This window comes from Methanoculleus methanifontis, from assembly GCF_030464365.1.
Lineage (GTDB): Archaea > Halobacteriota > Methanomicrobia > Methanomicrobiales > Methanoculleaceae > Methanoculleus > Methanoculleus methanifontis.
The window spans coordinates 1-26,668 of record NZ_VCYI01000019.1 but is presented as its reverse complement, the minus strand read 5'-3'; the positions used below and the strand labels follow the sequence as shown (position 1 = coordinate 26,668).

The window sequence follows — 26,668 nt, the reverse complement described above, 5'->3', positions numbered from 1 at the left end:
GCCTGAAAGATTGATGTTACCCTATGGTGTATTATGGTGTATGGCAGTGGAGGCAACGATCAAGGTGACCCCGGAAGTGAAGGGGAGGCTGGATAAACTGAAAAACTACCCCCGGGAGACGTACAACGACGTGATCGACCGTCTCACCCGGGATGCCCTCGAGGAAGCTGCCGAGGAACTGACGGATGAAGATATTCGTGATATCGAAGAGGCAATTGCGGATATTAAGGCCGGGAGGGTCTACACAACGGAGGAGTTGAAGCTGGAGCTGGGGATCGATTGAATGCCTTACACGGTGATATGGACCGAAAAAGCCCTTAAAAACCTGAAACAACTTCCACGCAAAACTGCTGCGAGGATCGTTGCAGCCGTCGAGAGAACCCGTGCCAACCCCCTGGATCACCTGCACCCGCTGCGAGGGTCCCCTTACTTCAAGCTGCGGGTGGGGAATTACCGCGTCATCCTTGATTTAAGGAAGAAGGCCATGATTGTGTACGTGATCAAGGTCGGGAAGCGGGAGAATATTTACGACAGGATCTGAGAGTCTCCCCTGAATATGCTATGGATGACTTTTAAGTGCTGCCGCTCGATCCATCACCCTTGAGGTGGGATCATCGATCAGAATATTCCCGGAGCGATCGCTCCGGAACGCGTGGGCCTTGAGGCGGTCGCCGCGGGATTCACCATGCCCGTCGCGCTTGCGTCTCCCGGCGACGGGACCGGCCGGCTCTTCGTTGCGGACCTTCCGGGCACAGTCCGGGTCATCGACGGGAACGATCACCGGCCGTTCCTCGATATCGCCGACCGGGTCGTCGATCTCCGCACCGGCTACGACGAGCGCGGACTGCTCGGCCTCGCGTTTCACCCACGGTTCGCGGAGAACGGCAGGTTCTTCGTCTACTACAGCGCCCCGCTCCGGGCCGGTGCGCCGGAGGGCCGGGACCACACGAGCCGGGTATCGGAGTTTTCCGTCTCCACCCCCGACCGGGCGGACCCCGGTTCGGAGCGGGTGATCCTGGAGGTCGACCAGCCGCAGGCGAACCACAACGGCGGCTCGATCGTCTTCGGCCCGGACGGGTATCTCTACATCCCGCTCGGCGACGGCGGCGGCGCGAACGACGTCGGGAGAGGCCACCCGCCGGGGGGAAACGGGCAGGATATCACCACGCTGCTCGGGAGCATTCTGCGGATCGACGTCGACGGCGCGGAGCCCTATGGCATCCCGGGAGACAACCCCTTCGTCGGAAGAGAGGGGCGGGACGAGATCTACGCCTACGGCCTCCGCAACCCGTGGAGGATGACGTTCGACGCCGGAGGGGAGCACCGCCTCTTTGCCGCCGATGCCGGGCAGTACCTCTGGGAGTCGGTGAAGATCATTGTTGCGGGCGGCAACCACGGCTGGAACCTCCGGGAAGGCAACCATGCCTTCGATCCCGAAAACCCCCGCGAGTCGCCGGCAGACGTGCCCCGGACCGGCCGCCGCGGCGAGCCCCTGGTCGATGCGATCATCGAGTACCCGAACGCCAAGCAGCCCGGCGGCATCGGGCAGGTCGTCATCGGCGGCTACGTCTACCGGGGGAGGACGATTCCCCGGCTCTTCGGGCGCTACGTCTTTGCGGAGTGGAACCGGGCCGGGACCGACGGCGACGGGATCATCTTCGCCGCGACGCCGCCAAAAGACCCCAACAGGATGTGGGAGTTTGGTGAGGTCGAGGTGGCCGGGAGCCGGACCGTGGGCGCATACGTCCTCGCGTTCGGTGAGGACGCGGAGCACGAACTCTACGTCCTGACCGCGAAGAGCCGGGGGCCGGCCGGGAAGACGGGGAGGGTCCACCGGATCGTGCCGTCATCCTGAACCGGGTAACTCCCGCAGGTCGAGTTCGTTGCCGCCAGTGCTATCGCATCGGCAAAGAGCGGCTCAAGCTGCTCTGGTATATCGTGCCCCATACCCCGGACGACGATGAGCCGTGCGCCTGGGATGTTCGCTGCGAGATCATGGCCGTTCTCTACAGGCACCAGGATGTCCGAGTCGCCGTGAAGGACGATCGTCGAGACATTGAGCCGGTTCAGGAGCTCGCGCCGGTCGCTTTCTGCCGTGATCGCAGCGCTGTGGCGTTCCTGTGCGATCGGGTCGTAATCGCGCTCGACATTCTGCCGGCTATACTCACGAAGCACGTCCTCGTCGGTCGGATAGGCGGGACTGCCGAGTGTCCTTGCCACGAGCACCTCGTGCTCCACAATCTCTTCGATCTCACTCCCCGCAGGCGGGGGCGGTGGAAGTGCCAGGAACTCCTCCGTCGGGCCGGGCATCTCGGGATTTCCCGTCTCCGAGAAGAACAGGGTGAGCGAACACGTGCGTTCTGGGTGATGGATCGCGATCCGCTGGGCGATGGCTCCTCCCATCGATGCACCGACGACATGGGCCTTCTCGATCTCAAGCGCGTCAAGAAGGCCGACCGAGTCGTTCGCCATGTCGGTGACCGTGTAGGGGAGCGGCAGAGGCCTGCTCTCGTTGGCTGCGGCGATAATTTCCTCCCAGTCAGGCCGGTCGAGGTGATCCAGGTGGGTCGAGAGGCCAGTGTCACGGTTGTCGAACCGGACGACACGATAGCCGCGTTCTACAAGTTCTTCACAGAGTTCGTCCGACCACATCGTCATCTGCGCACCGGCTCCCGCGATGAGCAGTACCGTCTCCCGGTCGGCCGGGCCGAAGACCTCATAGACGATGGTGATGTTATCCACCTGAGCCTGACCCTGGATGGGATGAATCCCTGTTGCCGAGTTATTGTCGGCGTCATCCAGGTTGATCGCGGCCGCAGGACCGCCGACCGCTACCAGAGCCGCCCCGAGTATGAGGACGCTCATGATTTTTGCAATTCTCTTCATGATGAGCCTCCGCTGAGCCGGGACGCCTGAACGTACGGGTTCCGGATAAACCTTCCCCCTGCTGCACCGCAGCCCGGAGGAAACCCCGGCAATCACTCCCGGGAATCAAGATCTTCCCGGACATCCCGCATCGTCGTCTCGAAGTCGCGCATCCGGGCAAAGTCCGGCGTGGTGAAGACCAGGCGGTAGCCGTCGGGGTCGCGGACCACGACGTCGCGGGTGCTCCAGGGCCGGTCGACCGGGCCTTCGATGACGGCCCCTTCTCGCGCCATCCGTTCGGCGAAGGCGTCGAGAGCGGGGATCTTATCTACCGGCTCGTCGGAGAACGCGAGCGTAATGGTGATGCCGGAGCCCGGAGCCACGAAATTCTCATTTCGGGGCACGAGCAGGATATCCTGGTGCTTCAGCCGCCGGAGATGGGCAAGGTGTGTTCTCCCCTCAGGGTCCTGCATCAGGTAGACCGGGGAGAACCACGGGACCCGGGTGTACCAGTCCACGGACGCCTCGACATCCCGGACCTCGAGGGTGGGAAAGAGCATCATCGGGTAGATCTCGTGCTCGGTTGGTTCCATGCAAGTCCTCTTTGTTCTCGACGGATGTCGGGGTGTCGAACCGTTTCAGGGACTGGTCTGTGGACCCGCATTGTTCGCTACATTCTGTCCGTTACCACAAACAAGAGCTGGAGCGCTGAGTGACGGCGGCCTGTGCGGGAGTTTTGATGACGGGTGCAACACTCCGGGAGGTAAAAGTTTTTATTCTAGGATGTTGAATAGTTGATCAGAAAATTGAATGAACGATCAACCCGATCGGAGCGGCCTATGAGATCCCCCGGAGGCATGCACGATACGCGGAAAAGCGAGGCACCGGAGTTCCTGCAACGGATCGCCCCTGCACTCGGCCTCTTCTTCCTGGCACCGGTGACCGCGGAGTACCTGATCGGCTACCTCCCGGTAACCGGAGATCTTGTGCAGATGCTCGTGGATCTCTGGCTGTTTGCGCCGCTCTACGGCGGTGCCGCGCTCATCATCCGCGAGGCCGCCCGCCGCACGGGCCGTGGCTGGCCCGCGATCATCCTGCTTTCGGCTGCGTTCGGCATCTTCCAGGCGGGCCTGGTCGACCACAGCCTCTTCAACCCGGCGTACCACGGCGTAGCGGACCCCACCTACATCGCGGTGCTCGGTATCAGCGGCACCACTGCACTGGCATTCATCCTGGGCCACGTCATCTGGAGCATCGGCGCACCCATAGCAATCATCGAGACGTTCGTTCCTCGCCGGAGGACGGAACCGTGGCTCGGCCGCGCCGGCCTTGCCGTCACCGGTATCCTGTACGTTCTCGCTTCCGCGATCATCTTCCGGGGCGCGGCCGAGGAGAGCGGGTTCCTGCCCTCGATGCCGCAGATGATCGGGACAGCTCTCGTCGTCGCAGCCCTGATCGGCCTTGCGTTCTCCATCAGGAGCCGGTCGGGGCCGGCGGTCGACCTGCCGGTGCCCGGGCCGTGGGTGGTCGGGACGGCGGCGTTTGCCGCACTGAGCGTGCCGACTCTCATCGAGGTGGCGCTCGTACTGCTGGGCGTCTCTTCGGCAGTCATGAGTGGCTGGCCCGGCGTAGCCCTGAACCTCGTTCTGGTCGGCGCCCTGGCGCTCCTCGTCCGGCGATGGTCGCACCGCGAAGGTTGGAGCGTCGCCCATACCCTTGCCCTCGCCGGGGGTGCTCTCCTGACCCGGGCATGGATCGCGTTCCTCGTGGTGCCGTTCGGGGATGTAGCGTTGCACGACAAACTGATCGGCAACACCGTCCTCTTCGTCGGCGTGGTCGTGCTGCTCGTCGCGGCCGCATTGAAGATTCGAGCGGAAGGTGAACTACATGAATGACGAAAATCGATTAAAACAACTCTGCAGTGACGCGCCCGGCTGGGTGACGGCCATCCTGCCGCTCGTCAGCGCGGCGGCCGGAGGGCTTGTCCTCTGGGCGACGTGGTTCTTCTACGGCGGTCTCTACCTGTCCGGCTTCACGTGGTATAACTGGATACAGCCGGCCCTGATGGTGATCGGCGGCCTCCTTGCCCTTGCTGCGGTACCCCTGCTTGCTACGCGGAGACCGGCCGGGTGGGACCTCCTTTGGACGGCGATCGCCATGATCCCGATAATCCTGGCGTTACGGCTGGTGATTGTTGTTATCCTCGCCGTCGGTCACGTATGTAGCGCGGTCCTCGACGGCTCCCTCGTCGACCGGCTCGGGAGCATCAGCCCCGCAAGTATCGCCGTGACGGTCGTGATCCTCGCGGTCATCGGTATCGCGAGTCTGCTCGGGAAGGCGGAAGAAACACCCGAAGACGGTTCCTGAGGAGAAGATCATGAGCAGCAGAGGCGAGGAGCAGTCGTTCATCTCCGATGCACGGCGGACGCAGATCATCGAGGCCACGATCGCGACCTTAAACGAGATCGGGTTCGTGAGGGCGAGCCTTGCACAGATAGCGAAACGGGCCGGGATCAGCACTGCCCTGATCTCGTATCACTTCGGCGACAGGATGGATCTGATAAACCGGACGATACAGACCCTGATCGAGGACAACGCGTCGTTCGTGCTGGAGAGGGTGAAGGGCGGCAGGAGCTGCCGCGAGAGACTGCACCTCTTCATCCTCTCCAGTCTCGAGTACCAGGAGACCTATCCCGAGCGCTTCGTCGCCCTGGTGGAGATTATCTTCAACGCCCGGACGCCCGACAACATCCCCTACTACATGCTGAACGATGAGGTTGACGCAGAGCCGTTACTGCTCGAACTCCGGACGATACTGCGGGACGGGCAGGTGAGCGGTGAGTTCGGTGAGTTTAATGTCGTGATCATGGCCAACACCATCCAGGGCGCGATCGGGGAGTACGCGAGTCCGGGCGTGGCTTCCCGGATGGACGCGGCATCCTACGGCGCGGAACTGGTGAGGATATTCGATAGAGCCGTCTCACCGTCGTCAGATTAGCGTCCCAGCGCGGGGGCGTCGAGGAACTCCCGGGTCATCGAGAGCAGCCAGTCGGTGCGGTCGATGAGCGTGATATGGGTCGTGCCGGGGAGGACCGCGAGCCGGGAGCGGGGAAGACCGGTGAGGTCCCCGGCCCCGCCGCCGCCGAGCAGCTGGAAGATCTCCACCGCGTGCTCGGGGCGGACGATGTCGGAATCGCCGATGATGATGAGCGTGGGCGCCCGGATCGATTGGATCTCATCGGCCGTCCAGCCCTGAAACTCCCGGTCCAGCTGCTTCACCTTCTCGATCAGAACCGGCCAGTCCTCGGGGTTCGGCGCCGTCCGGGTGTATTCTTCCAGGAGCGGGGTGCCGGCGAAGGCTTCGGGGGTGAGGGTCTCGATCCCCTCGAACATCTCTGGATAGAGGCCCTCCCGGGTGTATGCGGGCGAGGCGAGCACGAGCCTGCGCACCAGGTCCGGGTGCCGGACGGCGACTTCGAGGGCAATGGCGGCCCCCATGCTGTAGCCGAAGACGTCGGCGTTTTCGACCCCCAGGTGCCGGAGGAGTTCAGCGGTATCCCTTCCCATCCCCTCGTAGGTCAGCGGGCGGTCGATATCGGCGGTGCGGCCGTGGCCCTGCTGCTCGACGGCTATGACCTGCCGGGTCGCTGCGAGGGAGGGGAGCACCCTCCCAAACGATCCCTCGATCGTCGTGAGCGCCCCGTGAAGGAGCACCAGGGGACGGCCGGTGCCGTGAATCTCGTAGTACATCGAAAGCCTGTTTATGGCCGCGTAGCGGCCGGGGGCTGCCGTTGTCATACTTTCTGTTGCCATGATCCATTCTCCTTCGTTTTAGCGGGGTTGCGGCGGCGAAGCCACGGTGCTCCGCAGGAACTCCGTGATCCCCTGCCGGACCTCTTCGTGGTGCCCGAGAAGCATATGGCCACCGCCGGGAACGGCCTGGAGGCGGGCGTACGGGATCTTCTCCACGAGGGCACGTGCATTCTCGTGGAGAGCCAGCGGATCGTCCACGGCGCTGATCACCAGCGTGGGTGCCCTGATGCTGCCGAACGGGTAGTCGCTCTCCGAGGCGCTGAGCAGTCCGGGGGTTGAGACGTAGGTGTCAAAAGAACTTCCGTCGGCCCGGACGCTGACAGGAAGGCTGCTTGAAAGCAGCACCCTGATGTCGGCCTTATCGTCCGGGGTGAGCCGCTTTCCCGGGGGCACACCGGCCCATGGCCCTTCCACGACCGGCTGAAAATAGGTGATCGCCGCCCAGTACATGAAGTCGCTTTTTAAGGAGATCGTAAAGATGGTAAAGAGTGTAAAGATGATGGAGGCGGACCGGGGCATGACCAGGCCCTTTCCCGGTCCCTTTCCCGGGGCAACGGGCTCGACAAGGACGAGAGCCGAGAGACGCTCCGGGTGGCGCAGGGCGAACTGGATCGCCGATGCGGACCCCGCCGAGTAGCCGACGACGGCAGCCTGCTCGATGGAAAGGGAATCCAGCAGGGCGGCGTAGGCATCCGCCTGCATGGCGACGCTCGCGTTCGGCGGCATCGGCGAGCCGGGGTAGCCGAACCTTGAAGGCGCGATGACCTGGAACCCCGGGTCGATGGACCAATCGGCGAGCAGTAAGCCCTGGTCGAACCCGCCCGCGTTGCCATGGATGGCCAGCACCGGGTAGCCGTCTCCCGCCCGGGCGTATGCGATCCTCCCGTAGTCCGTCCGGGCCACCCGGCTTCCCGACCTCTCGATACGCGCCCGGGCGGCACGCGTATCACGCCGGTAGCGCACCGCGACCGCCGCCCCCGCGACGGCGATACCGAGCAGGACGAGAACGACCCGGACGTCGGCCATACGAATAACCCCTGCCGGTCACGCCGATCTCCAGGCGCCGGTTTATCCCCTCGAGAGCTCCTTCAGGACTTCCGTGAGTTTGTCGAGGGACTCGTTCCAGCCGACTACGGCCATATCGCGGCCCTCGTCCACCGGGACGCCGGGCTCCCGTATGGTCACCTTCGTCCCGCCGTCGGCGTCCTCAAACGTCACCGTCGAGAGCAGTTCCGTCGGCCAGTCTCCGGTCATCCCGTAGGCCGATGCCGGAACCACGTTGCCGTCTGCGTCCGCAAACGAGTCGGTGGCGACGATCCGCTCCGCGGGGACGATCTCACGGTACTCACCGGTGCTCCAGAAATCCTGGCCCTCGGGCGACCGCATGCCGTACAGGTACCTGCCTCCCACGCGGAGATCGATCTCCATGACGGGCGCGGTGAAGCCTTTCGGCCCCCACCAGCGCCTGACATAATCGGGCTCTGTCCACGCCTTCCAGACGAGTTCACGTGGGGCGTCAAAGACGCGTCCGACGAGGAGTTCCGACCGGATCTGCTCTGCTTCTTCCATAGATTGCTCACCCTGCGAGCCCTATGACGGCCGGGTGATCATTAACCCAGCGGCGAATACTCCCGATGAGGTTGCCGTGGGTATCCTCCCCGGGCGGCCGCCCGGCAGCGGAGTCCTGCGGCAGAACCCCCGCGTGAAAATCCGTCTGACTGAGGCCGGCTGCCCTGCACTTATCGTGCCGGGGCCTCCTGTTTCAGCGACTGCAGGAGTCCGGCAAGCCGTTCCATGGGTTCGAGCATCTCTTCCTGCGATCCCGCCTGGAGCATCCCGTCGCGGTCCGCGACCGACTGGAAGACCAGGTGGTCGGTCAGCCTCGTCCTGCCGCCGCCGAGGTCTTCGAGCGTCTGCGTCTCGAGCAGGACGTGGCCCGGCATGGCCTCGTACTCGAAGGTGTCGACGATCCGCTCCGGCGTAACCTCGTGGTATACGCCGTGGAACGCGTACTCGCTGCCCCCGGCATCGCGCTGGGTGACACGCCACGTCCCGCCGGGCCTCGCGTCCATCTTCTCGATCGTGGTCGTGACGCTCTCCGGCCCCCACCACTGCGATACCAGCTCCGGGTCCGTGCATGCCCTGAACACGAGGTCCCGCGGGGCATCGAACTCCCGCGAGATGACGACATCCTGTTTTCCCGGTTCAGCGGTGAGACTTGTTTCTGCCATTGTATCTCCCTCCGATGGTTCCCGGGCTTCATCGGTTCTTCATGAAAAATGTTCCCGTCACGGGCACGCCGGTGAAGACAACCACGAATGCGGCAAAACCGGGAAATGCCTCCTGAGATGCGGCACTTCCGCGGTATGCCCCGGGTGCGGGCAGAGGCTCCCGTCCGGATACGTGCCTCCTTTCTCTCACCAGAACCAGGCCAGCAGGAAGATCGCCGCCAGCAGGAGGCCGTCCTGGAGGACGACGGAGAGGATCATGATCTCGGCACCCAGCCTCGGCCCGAAGATCGCGGCGTAGAACGACCCGAGCCATCGCAGGTAGGTGACGACGCTGGTGAGCAGGTTCGCCACGAGCAGCGTGATGACGATATCCCTGCCGGTCATATCCCCCGCCGCAAGCAGCCCGGACGCAAGGCTTGCCGCGGCGACGTACGACCCGAACTTCGCGGCGACGATGGCGAGCCCCTCGGGGGGTATGGGGAAGAGCCGGCCCGCGCCCTCCAGGTGCGCCGCGACGGCGTCGAAGACGCCCGCCTCGATCAGAAACGCCACAATGACGATCGTCGGGATCATGATCCCGAGGATGCGGCGGAGGGTCTTCGCGGTCGGTCCGAGAGAGGCCCGCAGGGCTTCGCGGACGGACAGCGCCCCTCCGGAAGGTTTCTCCGGCGGCCCGGACGCCGGAACCTCCGGGAGCAGCACCCTCCCGGCCGCCATGACGATCCCGGTCTTGAGAAACCCGATACCCATCAGAATCGTGAAGTAGATCAGACCGAAGGCCCCGAGCAGCGGCACGTAGACCGGGATGAGGTAGCGCCAGTGCATCACGACGGACGGGAAGGAGTTGATGAGCGCCGCGACGACGAGTTGGCGTCTCCCGATCATCCCCCTGTGGTGGTAGTCGACGAGCATCGCGTCCGCCGCCTGCGGCGAGACGAACGCCAGGAGGAAACTCGCCCCGCATTCCCGGGGGAGGTGGGAGAACGTCGTGACCGGGTAGGCGACGCTCGCGATTTTGTCGGTGACCCGCAGAGCAATCAGGACTTCGGCGATCAAAACGCCGGCGACGACGATCGGGACCGTCCGAACCAGGAGTTCGAACGAGAGGCCCAGTGCCGCCGAAACGATCTCTGCAGTGCCGTCCATGGTTCACCTCGCCTTACGGCTTTCGTCCCGCCCCGAAACAACATCCGGTACGCCGTCCGTGCATATCACCGTTCTGGATGGCCGCGAGCGGGACCTGCCGCTGCTGTTGCAGCCGGTAGCGTATCTGGGCACGTAAATGGGAGGAATCCGGCAGTAGTGCGATCTCCCTCCGCCTGAGGTGCCAGAAAATCGGATGGTTTAAATACAATAGATCGAGAAGGTGTTTAGGTACTCGATGATTGGCAACCATGTAGAGTCCTGTTGCACGCCAGTGCAGACCTGTCCGAACGTGCGGTGCACGTTTGCGCAGAACGCATTCTTCTTTAGATAGGGAACCGGCCCTTCTGCTGAGTTCCCGTGTAACGTAACGGTTTTTCCGTTACCGCCAGGTGGTTTGTTATGTTCGGCATTACTGATCCCGCGATCTGGGTTGGGTATCTGCTTGCGCTCGCGTTCACGCTCGCATGCTTAGTGTACGGCCTCTTGAACTGGAACAACGGCGTGGAGGAGCAACGGGATGGCAGTTGATACGCGGCTATTCGTCGCAATGACACTGGTATATCTTGTCATCATCATCGGTCTCGGCTACCTCGGCTACCGCCGGACAAAAGAGAGCGACGACTACATGGTCGCCGGGAGGAAGATCCATCCCGTGGTTCTCGCCCTCTCCTACGGCGCGACCTTCATCAGCACCTCCGCCATCGTCGGGTTCGGCGGGGTTGCGGCGCAGCTCGGCATGGGGATGATCTGGCTGACCGTCCTCAATATCGGGCTCGGAATCTTCATCGCGTTCGTCTTCTTCGGAAAACGGACCCGCCAGATCGGGCACAAACTCCGCGCCGTGACCTTCCCCGACCTGATGGGGAAGTGCTACGGGTCGCCGTTCATGCAGTATGCCGCAGGACTCGTCATCGTCCTCGGCATGCCGCTGTACACGGCGGCGATCCTGATCGGCGGCGCCCAGTTCATCACGAGCACGCTGCAGATCCCCTACACCACTGCGCTCCTCGCTTTCGCCGCGATCGTCGCCCTCTACGTGATTATCGGCGGACTCATCGCCGTCATGTACACCGACGCACTGCAGGGCGGGATCATGCTCGTCGGGATGACCGTCCTCCTCGTGCTCACCTACATCCGGCTCGGGGGCGTCGTCGAGGCGCATACCGTCCTTGCCGGGATGTCGGACCTCGTCCCGGAGGCGCTCGCCGCCGGGGGGATGACCGGGTGGGCGTCCATGCCGGCGTTCGGGTCGTCCATCTGGCTCACGCTGGTGACGACACTCGTTCTCGGGGTCGGCATCGGGGTGCTGGCGCAGCCCCAGCTGGTCGTCCGGTTCATGACCGTCAAAGACAGCCGGGCGCTGAACCGTGCGGTTCTCGTCGGCGGGCCGTTCATCCTGATGATGACCGGGGTCGCCTTCACGGCCGGGGCGCTCACGAACGTCTACTTCTACCAGACGGAAGGCGTGACCGCGCTCGCGGCGGCCACCAACGGCAACGTCGACACGATCATCCCGAACTTCATCAACGCGTCGATGCCGGACCTCTTCGTCGTCGTCTTCATGCTGGCCCTCCTTGCCGCGGCGATGTCCACGCTCAGTTCCCTCTTTCATACGATGGGAACGTCGCTCGGGTTCGACGTCATGCGGCGCACCGGAACGGAGAAGGCGACGATGCGGCCGATCCGGCTGGCGACCGTCACCATGATCGTCGTGAGCATCGTTCTCGCCTTCATCATGCCCGGCAGCATCATCGCCCGGGCAACGGCGATGTTCATGGGCCTCTGTGCATCGGCGTTCCTGCCGACCTACGCCCACGCCATGTACAGCAGCAGGCCGTCGCTCCGGGCGGCGAAGATGAGTCTCGCCACCGGAACGGCGGCCTGGTTCGCGTGGACGGCCTTCGTGCACGTCAAGGAGTCGGCGGCGCTCGGGCTCTCCAACCTCCTCTTCGGCGTGCCGGCGGTCCTCTCCGCCCCGTGGCAGGACGTGGACCCGCTCGTCATCGCCCTCCCCCTCTCGGCGGCCGCGCTGCTGGTCGGGTGGGCGCTCGACCGCCACGAGGTGACTGCGGATACGGAGGAGTCGGCCGGGGCGGCCTGACGGCGGCTCCACCTTTTTTACAAGTGTCCGCCGGGCAGAAGTTACGAAAAAAGAGTGAGGGTTAGTTCTTTCTCCCCGCAACCAGCACCAGCCCGGCGATCAGCAGGGCGGCGCCGGCAAGGGCCGGCGAGAGGGGCGCCTGCTGCGTGGGGGGCGCGGTGCTCAGGTCCGCGTGGAGGTCGACGGTCTCCCCTGCGGCGGGATATTGGTTGATGGCCGCCGTGTAGGGCAGGTAGCCCTCTTTGGTCACGGTGTAGGTCTGGTAGGGTGTCCCGGTCACGTAGACCTGCACGGTGAGGACACCCTGGCTGGTGGTGCCCTTGACCTCGTTGTCGAACTGGACGGTTGCCCCGTCAACGTTGGCGTGGACAGTGTACCAGCCGACGTCGCCTCCGATCGGGGCGGGAGGCGCGGCGGGGTTCAGGGTCGCGTAGAGGTCGAAGACCTCTCCCTTGCCCGGAACCGAGGTTACGTCCCCGTAGTGGGTTGCGTACCCGTCCTTTTCCACACGGAACGTCTGGTAGGGTGCACCAGTGGTGTAGACCGGGACGTAGAGCACGCTGTCCTCGATCGTGCCCTTGAATTCGTCGTCGAAGTAGACGTCGGCTCCATTCACATTACAGTTGACCGCATACCATCCGTTGTCCCCGCCTACGGGCGGCTGAGCACTCGAAGGAAGGACAAGAAGGAAGCAGGCGATGAGAGAAAAGACCAGAAGGTTGCGTACAGCGTTTTGCATAAAAGCCTCCGCTTTCATTAGTAAATTCTCTTCTGAGGGATATATCTTTCTCTATTATAACGGAAGAAATACGAGATCGAACGTGATTTTCAGGAGATATCCGGAATCTTCGTTCTAAACACACAGTTTTCGCGGCTCCCAGCAGGAACGCGCCCCTGCACGATCTCCCGGCATCCTCATGATTGAGCCTGACGGCAGGTCCCAGGAGCCCAAAGGCAACGAGCAGATATCCGAAAACTGAAAAGCATCCCAGGAAACCACAGCCCAGAATATATTCGGTGGCTTTTATTGCAAGTTAGATAAAAAATTGGATCTGCACGGGAGGCGTCCTTCTATGGCACCACTGCCCGAGACCATCCGCATATTCATCGTCGGCATCCTGCTCGGGATATCGATCGTCCTGACCTACTACTTTCATGCAATCCTCTCGGTAGGAGCGGTCTTCTCCCATTTCTTCTACATACCCATCACCTCGCCGCCCTCTGGTGGGGGAGAAGGGGCATCAGCGTGGCCTTCTTCCTCGGCGGTCTGGTCCTGATCAGCCACTTCCTCCTCAGGATCGACGTCGGAACCGTCAATGACTACGGGCGTGCGGTGATGTTCGTCGTGGTCGCGATCGTCATCGCCTGGCTCTCCGAGCAGCTGAAGAGGCAGCAGAAGGACACCGAGCGGGAGCGTGACCGGGCGCAGGGCTACCTGGACGTGGCCGCCGTCCTGCTGGTCGTGATCAACGCGGACCAGACCATCGGCCTCGTCAACCGCCGCGGCTGCGAGCTCCTGGGATACCGGGAGGACGAACTGCTCGGGAAGAACTGGTTCGACGTGGCCATCCCGGAGCGCAACCGGGAGGATGCCCGGCAGGCATTCGCCCGTATGATCTCCGGCGCCGCTACCGCATCGCCAACGGACGAGATCGTCATCGTGACGAAAGACGGCGACGAGCGCACCCTCATCTGGAAAGAGGCCGTCCTGCGGGACGCCGGCGGCCGTATCACCGGGGTTCTCGGGTCGGGGAAGGATATCACCGAGCGGATCCGGGCACAGGAGGCGCTCCAGAACCGCGAGGCCCAGCTTCGCACGATCGTCGAGAACCTGAACGAAGGGCTGGGCGTCTTTGACCTCGACGGCAACCCGCTTCAGTGGAACCGTGCCGCAAGAGAATTCTTCGGGCTGTTCGGTCTAAAGGACGCTCCCGGGAGCGTGAGCGAGTTTGGTAATCTCTTCGAGTTCACAACGGTGGACGGCACCGTCCTCCCGGTGGAAAAGTGGCCGCTCTCCCGCGTTCTGCGCGGAGAGCAGATCCGGGATGTAGAGGTGCGCACCCGGCGCATCGGAACCGACCGGCAGCGTGTATTCAACTACGGCGGCACCCTCGTTCGCGGCGCGGGCGGCAGCCCCTTTATGGCGGTGGTCACGTTCACGGACATCACCGACCGCAAAGAGACTGAAGAGGCCCTCCTCGCGGCGAACGAGGTGGCGAACCTGTATCTCGACATCATGGTTCACGACATCAACAATGCCAACGCTATAGCGCTCGGATACAGCGAAATCCTCGCCGAAGACCTGGAAGGCACGAACCGGGAGATGATACAGAAGGTCCGGTCGGCCGTCAGCCAGAGCATCGAGATCATCCAGAACGTCTCGACGATCCGGCGTCTCCGCTCGCTGACCCCGCCCTTGAGGCCCGTCGATCTCGACGCGGTGATCCGGGCCGAGATCCGGCAGCACCGCGAGACCGATATCCGGTATGACGGGAAGCCGGTCACGGTCCTCGCCGACGACCTCCTCCCCGAGGTCTTCACGAACCTCGTCGGCAACAGCATCAAGTTCGGGGGACCCGATGTCACGGTCGCGATCCGGGTCGAGGACATGGACGGCGAGGTGCTGGTCTCGGTCGAGGACACGGGGCCCGGCATACCCGACGACGTAAAGCCCACCCTCTTCTCGCGGTTCCGAAAGGGGGTGAGTTCGAAGAGCGGCAAGGGTCTCGGGCTGTACATCGTGCGGATGCTTGTTACCCGCTACGGGGGGAGCATCCGGGTGGAAGACCGTGTGCCGGGCGCCACGGAGGAGGGGGCGGCGTTCCGGTTCACGCTAAAAAAGGCGGCGCAGGAGGAGCCGGAGACTCCGGCCATCCCGGAGGCGCAGCCACCGATGTAGAATGGCTGCAACGGCCATCCTTCCGGCCTGACTTCCGGTTTTTTCGAGGGGGGCCGTTTAGATCCCTAAAATCGGCGAAAATCCCGGGAAAAAGGTTCGAAAAAGAAAAAATTTTTCTACAATCCGCATGTTCTCTTTACTATGAGATCCACTGCGATCACCATTTCTGCGGCTGTATTCGCCCTTCTTCTCATCTTTGCGGCAGGATGCACTGCCGCAACGGAGGAAAAGGCCGGTTCCGCCGCTCCTTCGCCGGCCGACGAGGCCTACGCCCGGGGGCTCGCCGAATATGGAGCCGCCAACTATCGCGTTGCCGAAGAACGCTTCGCGGAGGCCTGTGCCCTCTACACAGACGCCGGCGACCCGGACGAGGCAAAGGCCGCACGGGATGCGATCTTCCGGGCGAACAGGACGTATATAGAGTATCCGCTCGACGCTGCGGCCGCAGAGGCAGCGCTGCGGGAGAAGGTTCCCGGGATCACCGATGCCGCGATAACCGATTGGCTGGAGAACCGCGCCCAGAAACTTGTCTCGGAGAACGAGACGCTCTACTTCTACGACGTTGCCGGCAACTACCTCTACGCGCACCCGGGCGAGATGCAAAAGCAAAACGAGAGGCATCTCGACTTCGACTACATCGCCCGATACGCCCTGTCTGAGAACCGTTCGGAGCACGGCCCGTACGTGAACCCGGTGCGCTATGCAGGGGTCGAACGGCTCGATATCCCGTTCGAAGCGCTCCCCTCGGCGGGTGTCTTAAAGATCTGGTTCCCGCTCCCGGTCGATACAGACGCGCAGAGGAACGTCACCGTCACGAACCTCTCGTGCCCCGACTTCATCGTCGCCGGCCCGGTCACCACCGGCTCTATCGGCTACGTCTACTACGAGATCCCGGCCGGGGCGGTCAACGGGAACCTCGTCCTTTCGGCGGATATCGCATTCACCTCCTACGAGCAGGTTTTCGACGACATCGACCCGGCAATGGTCGGGGAGTACGACACGAGCGATCCCGGGTACCTGCTCTACACGGCATCGGAGAGGAACATCGAGGTTACGGACGCGATCCGGGAGAAAGCGCGGGAGATAGTCGCGAACGAGACGAACCCGCACCTGCAGGCGCAGATGATCTACCACCACATCATCGAGACCTATCCCTACAGCCACGTCCCGCACTACTCGCTCGACACCCGCGAGCCGAAGGTCGCCGAGTCGACCTACATGTTCGAGACCGGCCACGGCGACTGCGGCACCCAGAGCATGCTCTTTGCTGCGCTCTGCCGGTCGCTCGGCATCCCCGCCCGCGCCATCGGCGGCTACCAGATGCTTCTTTCCGAGACGCCCGGCGCCCACTTCTGGGCGGAATACTACCTGCCCGGCTACGGTTGGGTTCCAAACGACGTGACGGCGGCCGATATTGCCGACTGGGTCGCCATCCCCGAGGAGGACCGGTCGGCGTTCAAGGACTACTACGCCGCGAACCTCGACCCGGCACGCCTTGTCATCCAGAAGAATGTCGACACCCCGATGGACCCGACCATCCCCGGCGATGCCGCCGTTTTCAGGATCGTCCGGCAGTACCCGGCAATTGTCTGCGATACGGCAGAGGACGACCTGGATCTCCTCTGCATGGAGTGTTTTGGGGTCAGTCTTGCGGCTGTCGAGTGACACCATTTATTCATTTTTCGGTCGGGACGACGCAGAGATTTTCGCGCAATATGCCCATAATTGGTGCGGAATGCAACTAAAGGTCTAAGATTAGCGGTAGCAATTACAGAACGTATATAACGCGATTGCGACTATTCGCCAGATATATATGGATTCGACTCTGTAACAATAAGTAAAAGTCTCTTTGATTGCCGGAATACTCTGGCTGAATCATGATCGGGAGATTGTATTGAGTCATGATCCAGAGAAGCCAGCTCGACTTAAGAAAGTTCGTAGTTCCTGAATTTATCTGCGGACACGGGGCACTGCAGCTTGCAGGACGGTATGCCCGCAACTTCGGGATGAAACAGGTGCTCCTCGTCACCGATCCGGGAGTCCGGGCCGCAGGCTGGGCCGGGGCCGTCGGGGAGAGCCTGGTCGAAGCAGGGGTGTCGTTCACCGTCTTCGACTCCATCTCCGTAAATCCCCGCTCCCGGCAGGTGATGGCAGGTATGGAGACATACCTCGCTGAGGAGTGCAACGGCATCGTCGCCGTCGGCGGCGGCAGCCCGATGGACTGCGCCAAGGGGATCGGGATAGCAAGCTCAAACATGCGGGACATCCGCACGTTCGAGGGCGTCGACCGGGTGCCGGTGCCGGCGCCGCCGCTTATCTGCATCCCAACGACCGCCGGGAGTTCTGCCGACGTCTCCCAGTTCGCCATCATCACGGACGAAGAGAGAAAGCGGAAGATTGGCATCGTCTCGAAAGCGGTGGTCCCCGACATCTCCCTGCTCGATCCCGAACCGCTGACGACGATGTCCCGGGACCTGACCGTGGATTCCGGCATAGATACCCTCAGCCACGCGGTCGAGACCTACGTCTCGAACGCCAGTTCCCCGATGACCGACGTGCATGCCCTCGAGGCGATACGGCTCATCACGAGCACACTGCCTGCGGTTCTGGAGGAGCCCGACAACCTGAACCTGCGCTTCTCGACCCTCCTTGCCAGCCTTCATGCCGGACTTGCGTTCTCGAACGCAAGCGTCGGGGCCGCGCACGCGATGGCGCACAGCCTCGGGGGCGCCTACGACCTTGTGCACGGGCGGTGCAACGCGCTGCTCCTTGAGCACGTGATGGCGGCCAACTACGAGGCTGAACCCGAGCGGTACAACCGGATTGGTGCGATCATCGGAAGAGGAGGGGCGACCCCGGCGGAGAAGGTGGCGGCGTTTCGGAGGGCGCTCGGGGTCACCGAGACCCTCGCTGCAGTCGGCGTCCGGGAGGATGCGATTCCCGCCCTTGCCGAAGCGGCGTACAACGATCCCTGCATGGTAACCAACCCGCGTAACTTCACCTGCGAAGATATCGAACGGATTTATATGTATGCATTCTGAATCCCCCGAAGACCGGGATGCGCTCCGCGAGAAGATCATCGGCCTCGGAGAGACGTCCCTGCACAAGAGTTACTATCCCGAGCTGCAGAGTCGGCTTGCCGAGCTCGAACGGTTCCGGGCGCTGCTCGACCAGACGTACGACGCGATATTCCTGATCCGTGCAGATACCGGGAAACTTGCGGACATCAACGCATCGGCGAGGCAGTATCTGGGCTACTCAAGGGAAGAACTGCTGGCAAAACCGTTTATTGACCTGATCTCCCCGCAACAGAAGGCATGGCTTGTTGAATTCGTCCAGAAGAGCGGCGATCAGCTCTCCAAACCCGGGCAGACCTTTACCGCGCCGCTCGTATCGCGGAGTGGAACGGAGATCCCGATGGAGATCACCGTCCGGTCGGTCACCTTCGGCGCCGAACAGTACGTCGTCGCGGTTGCGCGGGACATCACCGACCGGATCCGTACCGAGCGGGAACTCAGGATAAAGGAGAGCGCTCTTGAATCGTCGACGAACGGCATCCTCATCGCCGATCTCACCGGGGCGGTCATGTATGCCAACCGGAGTTGTGCCGCGATGTTCGGCTACGAGCGGGCTGACGCGATCGCGGGGAGAAACCTGGAGGCGTTCTTCGCGGACCCTACCGTCGGGGAGAAGGTTACCGTCCACCTCCTCGCCAACCCTGCGATCGTGCAGGAGACGGTCGGGCTGCGGAGCAACGGCTCTCCGTTCCACATCCAGATCTCGGGCAGCGTCGTCCAGAACGATGCCGGGCAGCCGCTCTGCATCATGCTGATCGTGATGGATATCACCGACCGCATCCTCAACGAGCAGATGAAACGGGAGACCTATGCACAGCTCGGGAAGAACATCGAGCAGTTTGCCATTCTCGGGGACCATATCAGGAATCCCCTGCAGGTGATCGTCGGGTATGCGGAGATGATCGACGATCCGTTTGCAAAGAGGATCCTCGAACAAGCGCGCCGGATCGACGACCTTGTCGCCGAGCTCGACCGGGGATGGGTCGAGTCAGCGAACGTCAGGCAGTTTTTGCGAAGACACGGGGAGGGTGTAGAGCCCTCTGAGGAGGTCTTTTTCCATTTCTCGAACCGGAAACAGGAAGATATCTGATGCACGCTTATCCGTCAATGCGGTGACCCATCGTGCCGTATCCAAGCCCCTCTGTTGCTGCAACGACCGCCAGTTTCTCCCGGACTTTGCCGAAGGACGTGACGAATCGTCGCTCAAAATGCGATCCCTTGAATATTTCATCAGGGACGAGTGCTGCGTAGAGAGGCTTTTTTGAGTGGTGTGTTTCCTTTACAAATGGATCTGAGAAGAGGACTCTTTCCATGACACTGTCTCCTGAACTACCTGCTGGATGGTGTTTTCATTCGTTGACGGTCAGGCATACTCTCCACACCAGCGCATCACAGTTTCCGCCATATAAAGATCGCTTCATAGAACCTGGTTGAACGCCTGCCTGTTCTCCGGTTCACGTGGCGCTGGATGATATTCTCAACCTCGACATCCAGAGAGTCTGCAATCTCGCCGTAGAGGTTTTCCTGGTCGTTTGCGACGACGATCAGACGGCCGTCAGGATGCATCGTTCGGAGAATTCGCTGGAAGACCTCTGCAATGTCCTTCTGGTAGGCTTCTTTCGCGTTTTTGCTCTTTCCATTCGCAGCAGGCCCTATCTCCTTTGCCCGTTTGTCTTCAAGTCCGAGGAGATGGTACGCGTAGGCGTGCTGCTCGTGATAGTCGATCAACCCGACATAAGGAGGGCTGGTAACGACGCCGTGAGCCTCAGGAAAATCAACTGTGCGGCAGTCTTCGTGATAGACTTCTACACGTGCTCCGGTTCGCGCGGCTGCAAATGCGGTGATCCGTTTGATCGTATCGTTGCTGTAGCGTTTGAGGAACTTGAACGCTTCCCGGATCGGCTGGCAGGTCTTCCTATGCTTATAGCAGTAATACGGTTCAGTCACGGGTTCTCTGGGAAAGTCCAGATCAAAATGCGTCGTTAACCGTGCGGATCGTGCGGATCGGCAGAGGATGATCTGCAGGAGATCCGCGTATTCATACTCACCAGCCTCGATGTAGTAGCGGTAGGTAAGCAGTTCCTCAAGCGCCTGTGGCGCGAACCAACGCTCTAAGTATTCGTTATCGTCAGCGGAGAGGTACGGCTTTTTCGTGCATTCCATCCAGAGCCTCCGCTGCCCTGAATCGATCTGCGTCGCCGCTTTCACCTTATCCAGGATGTCCAGGATTTCTCTCTGCACCGCTGGAACGTCGTACTCGGCGGTCTTTGCCCGTGAGAGAAGGACGTTGAAGGCAGAGATGTCATAGCCGATTGCGTTGATGCCGAGCTCGTTGGCCTGAACCAGCGTAGTTCCGGAGCCGCAGAACGGATCGATGATCGTCTGGCCGGCAGAGAAGTATTTTCTCAGGAAGACCTCGACGAGTTGCGGAATATATTTGCCGAGGTACGGGTGAAGGCGGTGGACGTGTTTTGTGCGCTCCCGTTCGGGAAGATCTTTCTCGGTCCAGTTGAGATTGAGTTCGTCCAGCGGGGTGGAAGGCGTCACCTCATGCGATCGTGTTGGGACATCTCCCATCGAATAAATCCTCACCCGTTCTTCTTCGTTCGTGAGCATGTGCTGTCCTGCAATATGGTTTCGTGGATTGATGGTATTGGCAGCGGCTTCACAAATACATAGTGATCCGGGACGGCGGGTGGAGTACGGCGAGTGCCCGCTCAAGTATCGGTGATGATCTTCTCCCCGCTACTGTTTTCAGGAATCAGACATCTGTTTATACCCGGAAAACAAGCCGTTTTGGAAACAAGGGTTTCATAACTTGAACAAAAACAAGTACGCCCCGGCCGGGATTCGAACCCGGGTCGAAAGCTCCGGAGGCTTTCAGGATATCCACTACCCTACCGAGACTGCCATATTATGTTGTCGTGTATGGTATAAAAGGCCAGCGGAGAGGAGGGTTTCATGCCCTCCGCGATTCGTAGAGATGCCAGATCTTGCACGCCCCTTCGTGGCTGACCATGCAGGGGCCAACGGGGGTGCGCGGGGTGCAGACCTTCCCGAAGAGCTTGCAGTCGGAAGGCCGGGCGATGCCGCGCAGCACCTTGTCGCAGATGCAGGCGGAATGCTTGTCCACGTGCCGGATCTCGATATCGAACTTTTTCTGGGCGTCGTAGCCCTCGAACTCCGGCTTCAGGCGGAGGCCGGAGGCCGGGATCACCGGGAATCCGCGCCATTCGACGTCGAACGGCTCGAAGACCTCGTACATCAGGTTCTTCGCCTTGACATTCCCTTCCCGGGTGACCACGCGCGGGTAGGCGTTCTCGACCCGGTGCGCGCCTTCGCGGACCTGCTGCACCGCCATCAAGAGGGCGAGAAGGATATCCTCGGGCTCGAACCCCGCGACGACCTGCGGGGCGGGGAACCGCTCGTACTCCTCGTAGCCCATTACCGCGCAGACGTGGCCCGGGAGGAGGAACCCGTCGAGCGACGCCTCCCCCTGGGCGAGGAGCCATGCCATCGCGGGCGGGACGAGCCGGTGGCATGAGAGGATCGAGAAGTTCTCCGGCGGGCGGGAGAGGATCGTGGTGGCGACCGTCGGTGCGGTGGTCTCGAACCCGACCGATATGAAGACGACCTCCCGGTCCGGTTCCCTCCGGGCGATCTCCACTGCCTTGTGGACGCCCTGCACCACCCGGACGTCCCCACCGCTTGACTCGAGCGATCCCTTCGTCCCGGGAACCCGCAGCAGGTCGCCGTAGGTGGCGATGGTGCAGTCCCGCTCCACCAGGTCGAGCGCGGCGTCAATCTCGCCCTGGGGCGTGATGCAGACCGGGCAGCCCGGTCCCATCACGATCTTGAGGCCCGGGGGAAGGACGCTCCGGAGCCCGGCACGCGCGATCGCCGCCTCGTGGGTGCCGCAGATATGCATCAGCGTGATATCCCGGTCGACGAGGGTGTGCAGTGTTTTGAGTATATCCTTACCAACCGCCATGAATCCTCATATGTATCTTTTGCCGGTACGGCATATTTATGCCGGTAGCTGTATCGGGCGATCTCAGACAGGCCGGTAGAATACGCCCCTCTCCTCCTGCACCGGCTCGATCTGCCCGCCGGACTCGAGGACCCTGAGGTGTTTCGCAACCTCGGCCGGGCGGATGCCGAGGAGTGTCGCGAGGTCAGCGGGCGTGCAGGGCCTCCGGCGGATGGTCGCGAGGATCGTTTCTGCGACATCCTCGCTCTCCGGCGGCAGCGTTCTGTCCGTGCAGGCCGCCCCGATCACCTCCGTCTTTCCGCCGAACACCACCGCAATCCGTTCGAGCGCCCCGATGGACGCCGGCCTTACCCGGATATCAGTGCCGGGCCTATCGAGGGTATTTAACTGGACGCAGTCGGGGTTGACTGCCGCGACGGCGTCTTTCAGGAGCCGGATCTCTTCCTCGGTGTCGTTTATGCCCGGGACGATGAAGATCTCAAGCCGGACCTCGCCGGGATACTCGGAGACGAAGTCGAGCAGCCCCGCGAGCACCTGCTCTGCGGTGATGCCTGAATAGGGACGGTTGATCCGCACGAAGGCTTCTTCGGAGACAGCGTCGAGCGACGGCACCACGAGGTCCGCGGGCATGAGGGCTGCCCGGACTGCCGGGTCGGTGAGGAGCGCGCTGTTGGTCAGCACCGCGACCCGGTAGCGGGGATACCGGTCTTTGATGAAGGAGATGATCTCGCCGATGCCCGAGTGAAGCGTCGGTTCCCCTGACCCAGCGAACGTGATGTAGTCCAGTTCCGGGCCCTTCGCGAGGAAGTCGTCGAGTTCCGCGATGACCCGGTCGGTCGGGACATACTCGCGCCGCTCGCGGGTGAGGTCGGTCGTCCGCCCGCACTCGCAGTAGACGCAGTCGAAGGTGCAGGTCTTGTGCGGCACCAGGTCGATCCCGAGCGAGATGCCCAGCCGCCGGGAGGGAACCGGGCCGAAGAGGTAACGGTATGCCATAGGGTTGTCCGGGGTACTATCCGACGCGATGGGCTATCAGGCTGCTTATCGCGGCACCCTCAGGTGTCGCCGATCTTGAGCATCTTCTTGCAGAAATGGTCGACCGAGATGAAGACCGCCGCGTTGACGCCCCTCTCGGTCGCGGGGATGTCGGCGGTGACGAACCGGAGCATGTCGGAGTAGTAGTTCAACGAAGGGTATTTCCTGCGGAACTCATCGAGGCAGAGGGCCGCCTGCCCCCGCTTCCCCCGGAGGAAGGCGTAGGCATAGTCGATGAGGCAGAGGACGTGACCCGGCATCTTCAGGTGTTCGGCAGTTTTACGGAACCTGTTGAACTCTCCCTCCTGAGGGAGATAGAGGGCGGTTCGGAGGCCGTAGTATACCGGTTCGAGGTCGTTGGGGAACCTCTGGATCAGGTCATGGATGAGACCCATGGCATTGGCAAGGTCGCCCTGCTCGAACTTGAGCTGGTAGGCTTCCCGGTAGAAGAACATCTCATCGGGGAACCGGATGAGGCCGATCTGGAGCATCTTGACCAGGGCTACTTCGTTCTTCTCCTGCTTGCCCCGTGTGATCCCGATCTCCAGGAACCAGCGGTTCTCGGGAATCCACTCGGTCGCAAGGAAGATCATCACCCAGAACGGCTCGGCAAGCCACGTGTCCTGTTCGAGTTCGCCCCGGACCAGTCGTTGCAGCCCCGGCTGCAGCTGCCCGAGTTCCTCCATGTACTGGCGCGCGGCTTTCAGGTAGTTCCACCGTTCGGCGGCAGAGTAGCCGGGTTCGGTGGAGCCTTCTTTGTAGAGCATGTAGGAGCAGTAGGCGTACCAGCACCCTACGGCAGCGTCGTGCTTGCGGTAGGGCTGGAGGAAGATGGTCGCCGCAAGCGGCATCCCTATCTTCATCAGTTTGACGGCGGCGGCAAGGTAGACACCTGCTTTGCGCTCTTTTTTGCGTTTCATCCCGCAGGCGATCTCGCAGGCACGGTTAAGGAACTTCACGTCCCCGGCCCGCTTGCTGACCTCGAAGACCCGGAATACGATTGCGTCGATGAACTCGTCGTAGACCGCGTCGGTGATGGGGACACCCGCACGGTCGAGGAGCATGACGACGTTCCCGAAGAAGATGGGGAAGTTCTCGTCGATGGCTTCGGCATTGGACTCTATGTAGGAGAAGATCTCGGCCTTTTCTTTTTCAAGCCGATTCGAGACAACAACCTCCGGGATGAAGCCATCAGCCATGATTATTCATATGTGGTGTTGGTTGTATAAACCATGTGGGTAGGTGCTTTTTTTCACTGGAAGGCTGCCTCGTGCCGGGCACGGGCGGCACGGCCGGGGCGATCCGGTCCGATCAGGGGATGAGGCGGCAATACGCCGGGAGGTGCCTATTCCGAACCTATTTAATCGTCCCGGTCGGAACATTCTGTATGTTCGGCGTCTCCACCTACTGTCTTCACCATGAGCCGCTCTCCTTTGCGCTTGAGCGACTCGCTCCCATCACCGATTGCGTGGAGGTGATGGACGACGGCCTGCACTACCTGGAGAGTGCGGAGCCGCTCGAAAGTTATTCGTACCGTTATTTCATCCACGCGCCGTCCCGGGGTGTCAACATCGCAAGCCTCCTCGAGCCGATCCGGCGGGCAAGCGTCGAGGTCCTGACGCAGACCTTCGCCGTCGCCGCCGAGGTCGGGGCGGGCGTGGTCATCCACCCGGGCTACTATGCGTGGGTCGAGGAGCGGGAGCAGGCGGTGGAACGGTTCCGTCGGTCGCTCTCCGAACTGACCAGGGCGGCAGAAGACCTCTCGGTCACGTTCTTTGTGGAGAACATGGGGAACTGGGAGTACTTCTTCCTGCGCACCTGCGACGACCTGCCGCTCATCGACGGGATCGGTCTCGCGCTCGACGTCGGCCACGCGAACCTGAACGGGTGCCTGGACTGCTTCCTCACCCACCCGGCGGCGCACTTCCACCTGCATGACAACAAAGGCATCGAAGACACGCATTCGCCGGTCGGGGACGGGACGATCGACTTTTCGGCCGTGATGGAGGCTGTCCGGAGGAGCGGCGCCACCCCGATCGTCGAGGTGGAGACCTTCGAAGGGGTGACCGCCAGCATATCCGCGCTGGAGGCGATCGACGCCGCCGGCCGGGGCGAATAAGAGCGGTCATGCCAGGTTCTTTCCCCGGTTCCAGCCGTAACCTTTTATAGGGTAAACCTCCAACATAATTGGTGCGTCACGCCTCAGTGGCTCAGCCGGTAGAGCGCGTCCTTGGTAAGGACGAGGTCGCGAGTTCGAATCTCGCCTGAGGCTCTCAAACGTCACGACATGAGCTCTTTTTGAAAAAGGCGTTTTTTCGGGTATACTTCACGTTTCGCCGTGTCCGCTTGTTTCACCGGCCGTTATGGCCTTATCCTCAACGTCAATATCGCCTCTCCTGCTTTATTTCCGCAATTGGCGTATCTCTGATTATTCACGTGTGCCGTATCAAAAAATATGTGGTGTGTACAGGCCGGGGACATTTGAACGCATGCCCCGGCGACCGGTGATATGTGAAAGAGTGGTGCACGATCGTGATTGATCCTAAAGCCGCCTGGCCGCAAAGAGGCCCCAGCCCAGTTTGTTTTCAAAGGCCTTCTCTACCCAGAAACGAAGACTGTTCAAGTAATTATCAATCCATTCCTCCGGCACATTTCTCTCTTCCATCAGGTATTCCTTTTTGTTCATCAGGTTATCATGTGCTGCCTGGTACGACTTCCCCAGATTGACATTCCCTAAATCGACGATATTCTCGACAGTTAAACCTGCACGACGCAACTGCTCTTCATAGAAATCAAATGTTGCCAGATAGGGCGCATTCACCCTCTCATTGATTACTTCTGCCTCCGCTGGCGTAATCGAAGGCATCTGTAGCACATCGGAAAAGACAAACTGCCCGCCTTTTTTCAGGACACGGGCACACCCCTTCAAGAGCGCTTTCTTGTCAGGACTGTGCAGCATCGCATCCTGGCTGACCAGGACATCAAACGCCCCGTCCTCAAAGGACATGTCGTTGTAACTTCCCTCCACCACTGTGATGAGGTGATCCAGCCCTTCTTCACGGTTTTTTGCTACTGCGTATGCGTTCTCCCTCCGGGAGAGGTCCAGGGCTGTTACATGGCAGCCGGTACGCCGGGCAATGAACCGGGGCAGCCCGCAGAGGCCGCTTCCAAGATCCAGGATCTTGCATCCCGGGATGGTATCAAGAAAGCTCAACAGGTGTTCGTTGGATTTGCGCCCTGCCTGATAAAAATCATCTGTCTCGTCAAAAATACCGAGGTGGTGGTTCTCCCCTCCCCAGCATTCTACATACATTTCGTGCGCTATACCGTCGTAATATTCCTGCGTGATCTTCGTATAATCCTTATGCTCTGTCATCAGGGTATGAGGTCATCCCAATACTCTCGCAATCATGACGCTGCATGCCAGGTGAATCAGTCCCATGAATGAGGTCTCATAGCGTTCATATCTGGGAGTAATCTTCTTAAATGCTTCAATCCAGCTGAAGAACC

The 26,668-nt window shown here is 61.6% G+C and carries 28 protein-coding genes and 2 tRNA genes; 15 read left to right on the top strand and 15 right to left on the bottom strand.

Annotation, left to right across the window (positions count from 1 at the left end):
* Window positions 1-40: 40 nt before the first annotated feature.
* The 3 genes from FGW20_RS12140 (at window position 41) to FGW20_RS12130 (ending at window position 1,855) form a co-directional block, all read left to right on the top strand.
* Entirely contained in the window at window positions 41-283 is a 243-nt protein-coding gene (locus FGW20_RS12140; RefSeq protein WP_301678351.1) for a DUF7557 family protein, read from the top strand.
* Window positions 284-541 carry a type II toxin-antitoxin system RelE family toxin gene (locus FGW20_RS12135; RefSeq protein WP_301678350.1) on the top strand — a complete coding sequence of 86 codons (258 nt, stop codon included), beginning with the start codon at window positions 284-286 and terminating at the stop codon, window positions 539-541. It begins immediately after the preceding gene.
* Window positions 542-652: 111 nt separating this feature from the next.
* Window positions 653-1,855, top strand: a complete 1,203-nt coding sequence (locus FGW20_RS12130) for a PQQ-dependent sugar dehydrogenase (protein ID WP_301678349.1) — start codon at window positions 653-655, stop codon at window positions 1,853-1,855.
* Here the strand turns inward: FGW20_RS12130 and FGW20_RS12125 are convergent.
* Both FGW20_RS12125 and FGW20_RS12120 read right to left on the bottom strand, forming a co-directional pair.
* Window positions 1,780-2,886, bottom strand: coding sequence for an alpha/beta fold hydrolase (locus FGW20_RS12125; RefSeq protein WP_301678348.1), 1,107 nt, complete (start codon window positions 2,884-2,886; stop codon window positions 1,780-1,782). The two genes, FGW20_RS12130 and FGW20_RS12125, sit on opposite strands and share 76 nt — an antisense overlap.
* 92 nt (window positions 2,887-2,978) lie before the next feature.
* Window positions 2,979-3,458: a VOC family protein gene (locus FGW20_RS12120; RefSeq protein WP_301678347.1), complete on the bottom strand. Its 480-nt coding sequence runs from the start codon at window positions 3,456-3,458 to the stop codon at window positions 2,979-2,981.
* Between the two features lie 246 nt (window positions 3,459-3,704).
* On the opposite strand from FGW20_RS12120, the gene FGW20_RS12115 reads away from it, so the two are divergent.
* Genes FGW20_RS12115 through FGW20_RS12105 form a run of 3 tightly spaced genes read left to right on the top strand, consistent with a single transcriptional unit; the run spans window position 3,705 to window position 5,863 of the window.
* Window positions 3,705-4,760 carry a hypothetical protein gene (locus FGW20_RS12115; protein WP_301678346.1) on the top strand — a complete coding sequence of 352 codons (1,056 nt, stop codon included), beginning with the start codon at window positions 3,705-3,707 and terminating at the stop codon, window positions 4,758-4,760.
* A complete protein-coding gene (locus FGW20_RS12110) occupies window positions 4,753-5,232 on the top strand; it encodes a hypothetical protein (RefSeq protein ID WP_301678345.1) in 480 nt (159 codons plus the stop codon). Before FGW20_RS12115 ends, FGW20_RS12110 begins: the two co-directional genes overlap by 8 nt.
* 10 nt (window positions 5,233-5,242) lie before the next feature.
* Window positions 5,243-5,863 carry a TetR family transcriptional regulator gene (locus tag FGW20_RS12105; protein WP_301678344.1) on the top strand — a complete coding sequence of 207 codons (621 nt, stop codon included), beginning with the start codon at window positions 5,243-5,245 and terminating at the stop codon, window positions 5,861-5,863.
* On the opposite strand, the gene FGW20_RS12100 is transcribed toward FGW20_RS12105, so the two are convergent.
* The 5 genes from FGW20_RS12100 to FGW20_RS12080 all read right to left on the bottom strand — a co-directional run bounded on the left by FGW20_RS12100 (window position 5,860) and on the right by FGW20_RS12080 (window position 10,055).
* Window positions 5,860-6,678, bottom strand: a complete 819-nt coding sequence (locus tag FGW20_RS12100; protein ID WP_301678343.1) for an alpha/beta fold hydrolase — start codon at window positions 6,676-6,678, stop codon at window positions 5,860-5,862. The genes FGW20_RS12105 and FGW20_RS12100 overlap by 4 nt on opposite strands.
* Window positions 6,679-6,696: 18 nt before the next feature.
* Window positions 6,697-7,704, bottom strand: a complete 1,008-nt coding sequence (locus FGW20_RS12095) for an alpha/beta fold hydrolase (RefSeq protein WP_301678342.1) — start codon at window positions 7,702-7,704, stop codon at window positions 6,697-6,699.
* Between the two features lie 42 nt (window positions 7,705-7,746).
* The gene (locus FGW20_RS12090) at window positions 7,747-8,247 is read right to left on the bottom strand and encodes an SRPBCC domain-containing protein (RefSeq protein ID WP_301678341.1); all 501 of its coding nucleotides are present in this window, start codon (window positions 8,245-8,247) and stop codon (window positions 7,747-7,749) included.
* 170 nt (window positions 8,248-8,417) lie between these two features.
* Window positions 8,418-8,909, bottom strand: coding sequence for an SRPBCC family protein (locus tag FGW20_RS12085; protein ID WP_301678340.1), 492 nt, complete (start codon window positions 8,907-8,909; stop codon window positions 8,418-8,420).
* A gap of 186 nt (window positions 8,910-9,095) precedes the next feature.
* Window positions 9,096-10,055 (bottom strand): nucleoside recognition protein, encoded by a 960-nt coding sequence (locus FGW20_RS12080; protein WP_301678339.1) that lies wholly within the window; start codon window positions 10,053-10,055, stop codon window positions 9,096-9,098.
* Window positions 10,056-10,454: 399 nt separating this feature from the next.
* Between FGW20_RS12080 and FGW20_RS12075 the strand changes: the two genes are divergently transcribed.
* Both FGW20_RS12075 and FGW20_RS12070 read left to right on the top strand, forming a co-directional pair.
* Complete coding sequence (locus FGW20_RS12075; protein WP_301678337.1) at window positions 10,455-10,583, top strand: symporter small accessory protein; 129 nt, start codon at window positions 10,455-10,457, stop codon at window positions 10,581-10,583.
* A complete protein-coding gene (locus FGW20_RS12070) occupies window positions 10,573-12,156 on the top strand; it encodes a sodium:solute symporter family protein (RefSeq protein ID WP_301678336.1) in 1,584 nt (527 codons plus the stop codon). Before FGW20_RS12075 ends, FGW20_RS12070 begins: the two co-directional genes overlap by 11 nt.
* A 61-nt stretch (window positions 12,157-12,217) precedes the next feature.
* Here the strand turns inward: FGW20_RS12070 and FGW20_RS12065 are convergent, their stop codons facing one another.
* Entirely contained in the window at window positions 12,218-12,895 is a 678-nt protein-coding gene (locus FGW20_RS12065) for a hypothetical protein (protein WP_301678335.1), read from the bottom strand.
* Between the two features lie 334 nt (window positions 12,896-13,229).
* Between FGW20_RS12065 and FGW20_RS12060 the strand changes: the two genes are divergently transcribed.
* The 5 genes from FGW20_RS12060 (at window position 13,230) to FGW20_RS12040 (ending at window position 19,222) form a co-directional block, all read left to right on the top strand.
* Entirely contained in the window at window positions 13,230-13,433 is a 204-nt protein-coding gene (locus FGW20_RS12060) for a hypothetical protein (RefSeq protein ID WP_301678334.1), read from the top strand.
* Entirely contained in the window at window positions 13,403-15,055 is a 1,653-nt protein-coding gene (locus FGW20_RS12055; protein WP_301678333.1) for a sensor histidine kinase, read from the top strand. Before FGW20_RS12060 ends, FGW20_RS12055 begins: the two co-directional genes overlap by 31 nt.
* Window positions 15,056-15,196: 141 nt before the next feature.
* Entirely contained in the window at window positions 15,197-16,720 is a 1,524-nt protein-coding gene (locus FGW20_RS12050) for a transglutaminase-like domain-containing protein (protein ID WP_301678332.1), read from the top strand.
* A 236-nt stretch (window positions 16,721-16,956) separates the two neighbouring features.
* The gene (gene ercA / locus FGW20_RS12045) at window positions 16,957-18,096 is read left to right on the top strand and encodes an alcohol dehydrogenase-like regulatory protein ErcA (RefSeq protein WP_301678331.1); all 1,140 of its coding nucleotides are present in this window, start codon (window positions 16,957-16,959) and stop codon (window positions 18,094-18,096) included.
* Window positions 18,086-19,222 carry a PAS domain S-box protein gene (locus FGW20_RS12040; RefSeq protein ID WP_301678330.1) on the top strand — a complete coding sequence of 379 codons (1,137 nt, stop codon included), beginning with the start codon at window positions 18,086-18,088 and terminating at the stop codon, window positions 19,220-19,222. The genes ercA and FGW20_RS12040 overlap by 11 nt, the downstream gene beginning before the upstream one ends.
* 7 nt (window positions 19,223-19,229) lie before the next feature.
* Here the strand turns inward: FGW20_RS12040 and FGW20_RS12035 are convergent, their stop codons facing one another.
* From FGW20_RS12035 to FGW20_RS12010, 6 genes are all read right to left on the bottom strand, one after another.
* Entirely contained in the window at window positions 19,230-19,445 is a 216-nt protein-coding gene (locus FGW20_RS12035; RefSeq protein ID WP_301678329.1) for a TdeIII family type II restriction endonuclease, read from the bottom strand.
* Between the two features lie 76 nt (window positions 19,446-19,521).
* Window positions 19,522-20,748 (bottom strand): DNA methyltransferase, encoded by a 1,227-nt coding sequence (locus FGW20_RS12030; RefSeq protein WP_301678328.1) that lies wholly within the window; start codon window positions 20,746-20,748, stop codon window positions 19,522-19,524.
* Window positions 20,749-20,967: 219 nt separating this feature from the next.
* A tRNA-Arg gene (locus FGW20_RS12025) sits at window positions 20,968-21,039 on the bottom strand.
* A 52-nt stretch (window positions 21,040-21,091) separates the two neighbouring features.
* A complete protein-coding gene (gene hypD / locus FGW20_RS12020; protein ID WP_301678327.1) occupies window positions 21,092-22,123 on the bottom strand; it encodes a hydrogenase formation protein HypD in 1,032 nt (343 codons plus the stop codon).
* A gap of 63 nt (window positions 22,124-22,186) precedes the next feature.
* Window positions 22,187-23,119, bottom strand: coding sequence for a radical SAM protein (locus FGW20_RS12015; RefSeq protein WP_301678326.1), 933 nt, complete (start codon window positions 23,117-23,119; stop codon window positions 22,187-22,189).
* Between the two features lie 59 nt (window positions 23,120-23,178).
* Window positions 23,179-24,357 carry a hypothetical protein gene (locus tag FGW20_RS12010; protein ID WP_301678325.1) on the bottom strand — a complete coding sequence of 393 codons (1,179 nt, stop codon included), beginning with the start codon at window positions 24,355-24,357 and terminating at the stop codon, window positions 23,179-23,181.
* 188 nt (window positions 24,358-24,545) lie between these two features.
* Between FGW20_RS12010 and FGW20_RS12005 the strand changes: the two genes are divergently transcribed.
* Window positions 24,546-25,277, top strand: coding sequence for a sugar phosphate isomerase/epimerase family protein (locus FGW20_RS12005; protein WP_301678324.1), 732 nt, complete (start codon window positions 24,546-24,548; stop codon window positions 25,275-25,277).
* An 80-nt stretch (window positions 25,278-25,357) separates the two neighbouring features.
* Window positions 25,358-25,430 (top strand) — tRNA-Thr (locus FGW20_RS12000).
* 270 nt (window positions 25,431-25,700) lie between these two features.
* Here FGW20_RS12000 and FGW20_RS11995 read toward each other — a convergent pair.
* Window positions 25,701-26,534 carry an SAM-dependent methyltransferase gene (locus FGW20_RS11995; RefSeq protein WP_301678323.1) on the bottom strand — a complete coding sequence of 278 codons (834 nt, stop codon included), beginning with the start codon at window positions 26,532-26,534 and terminating at the stop codon, window positions 25,701-25,703.
* Window positions 26,535-26,668: the final 134 nt, after the last annotated feature.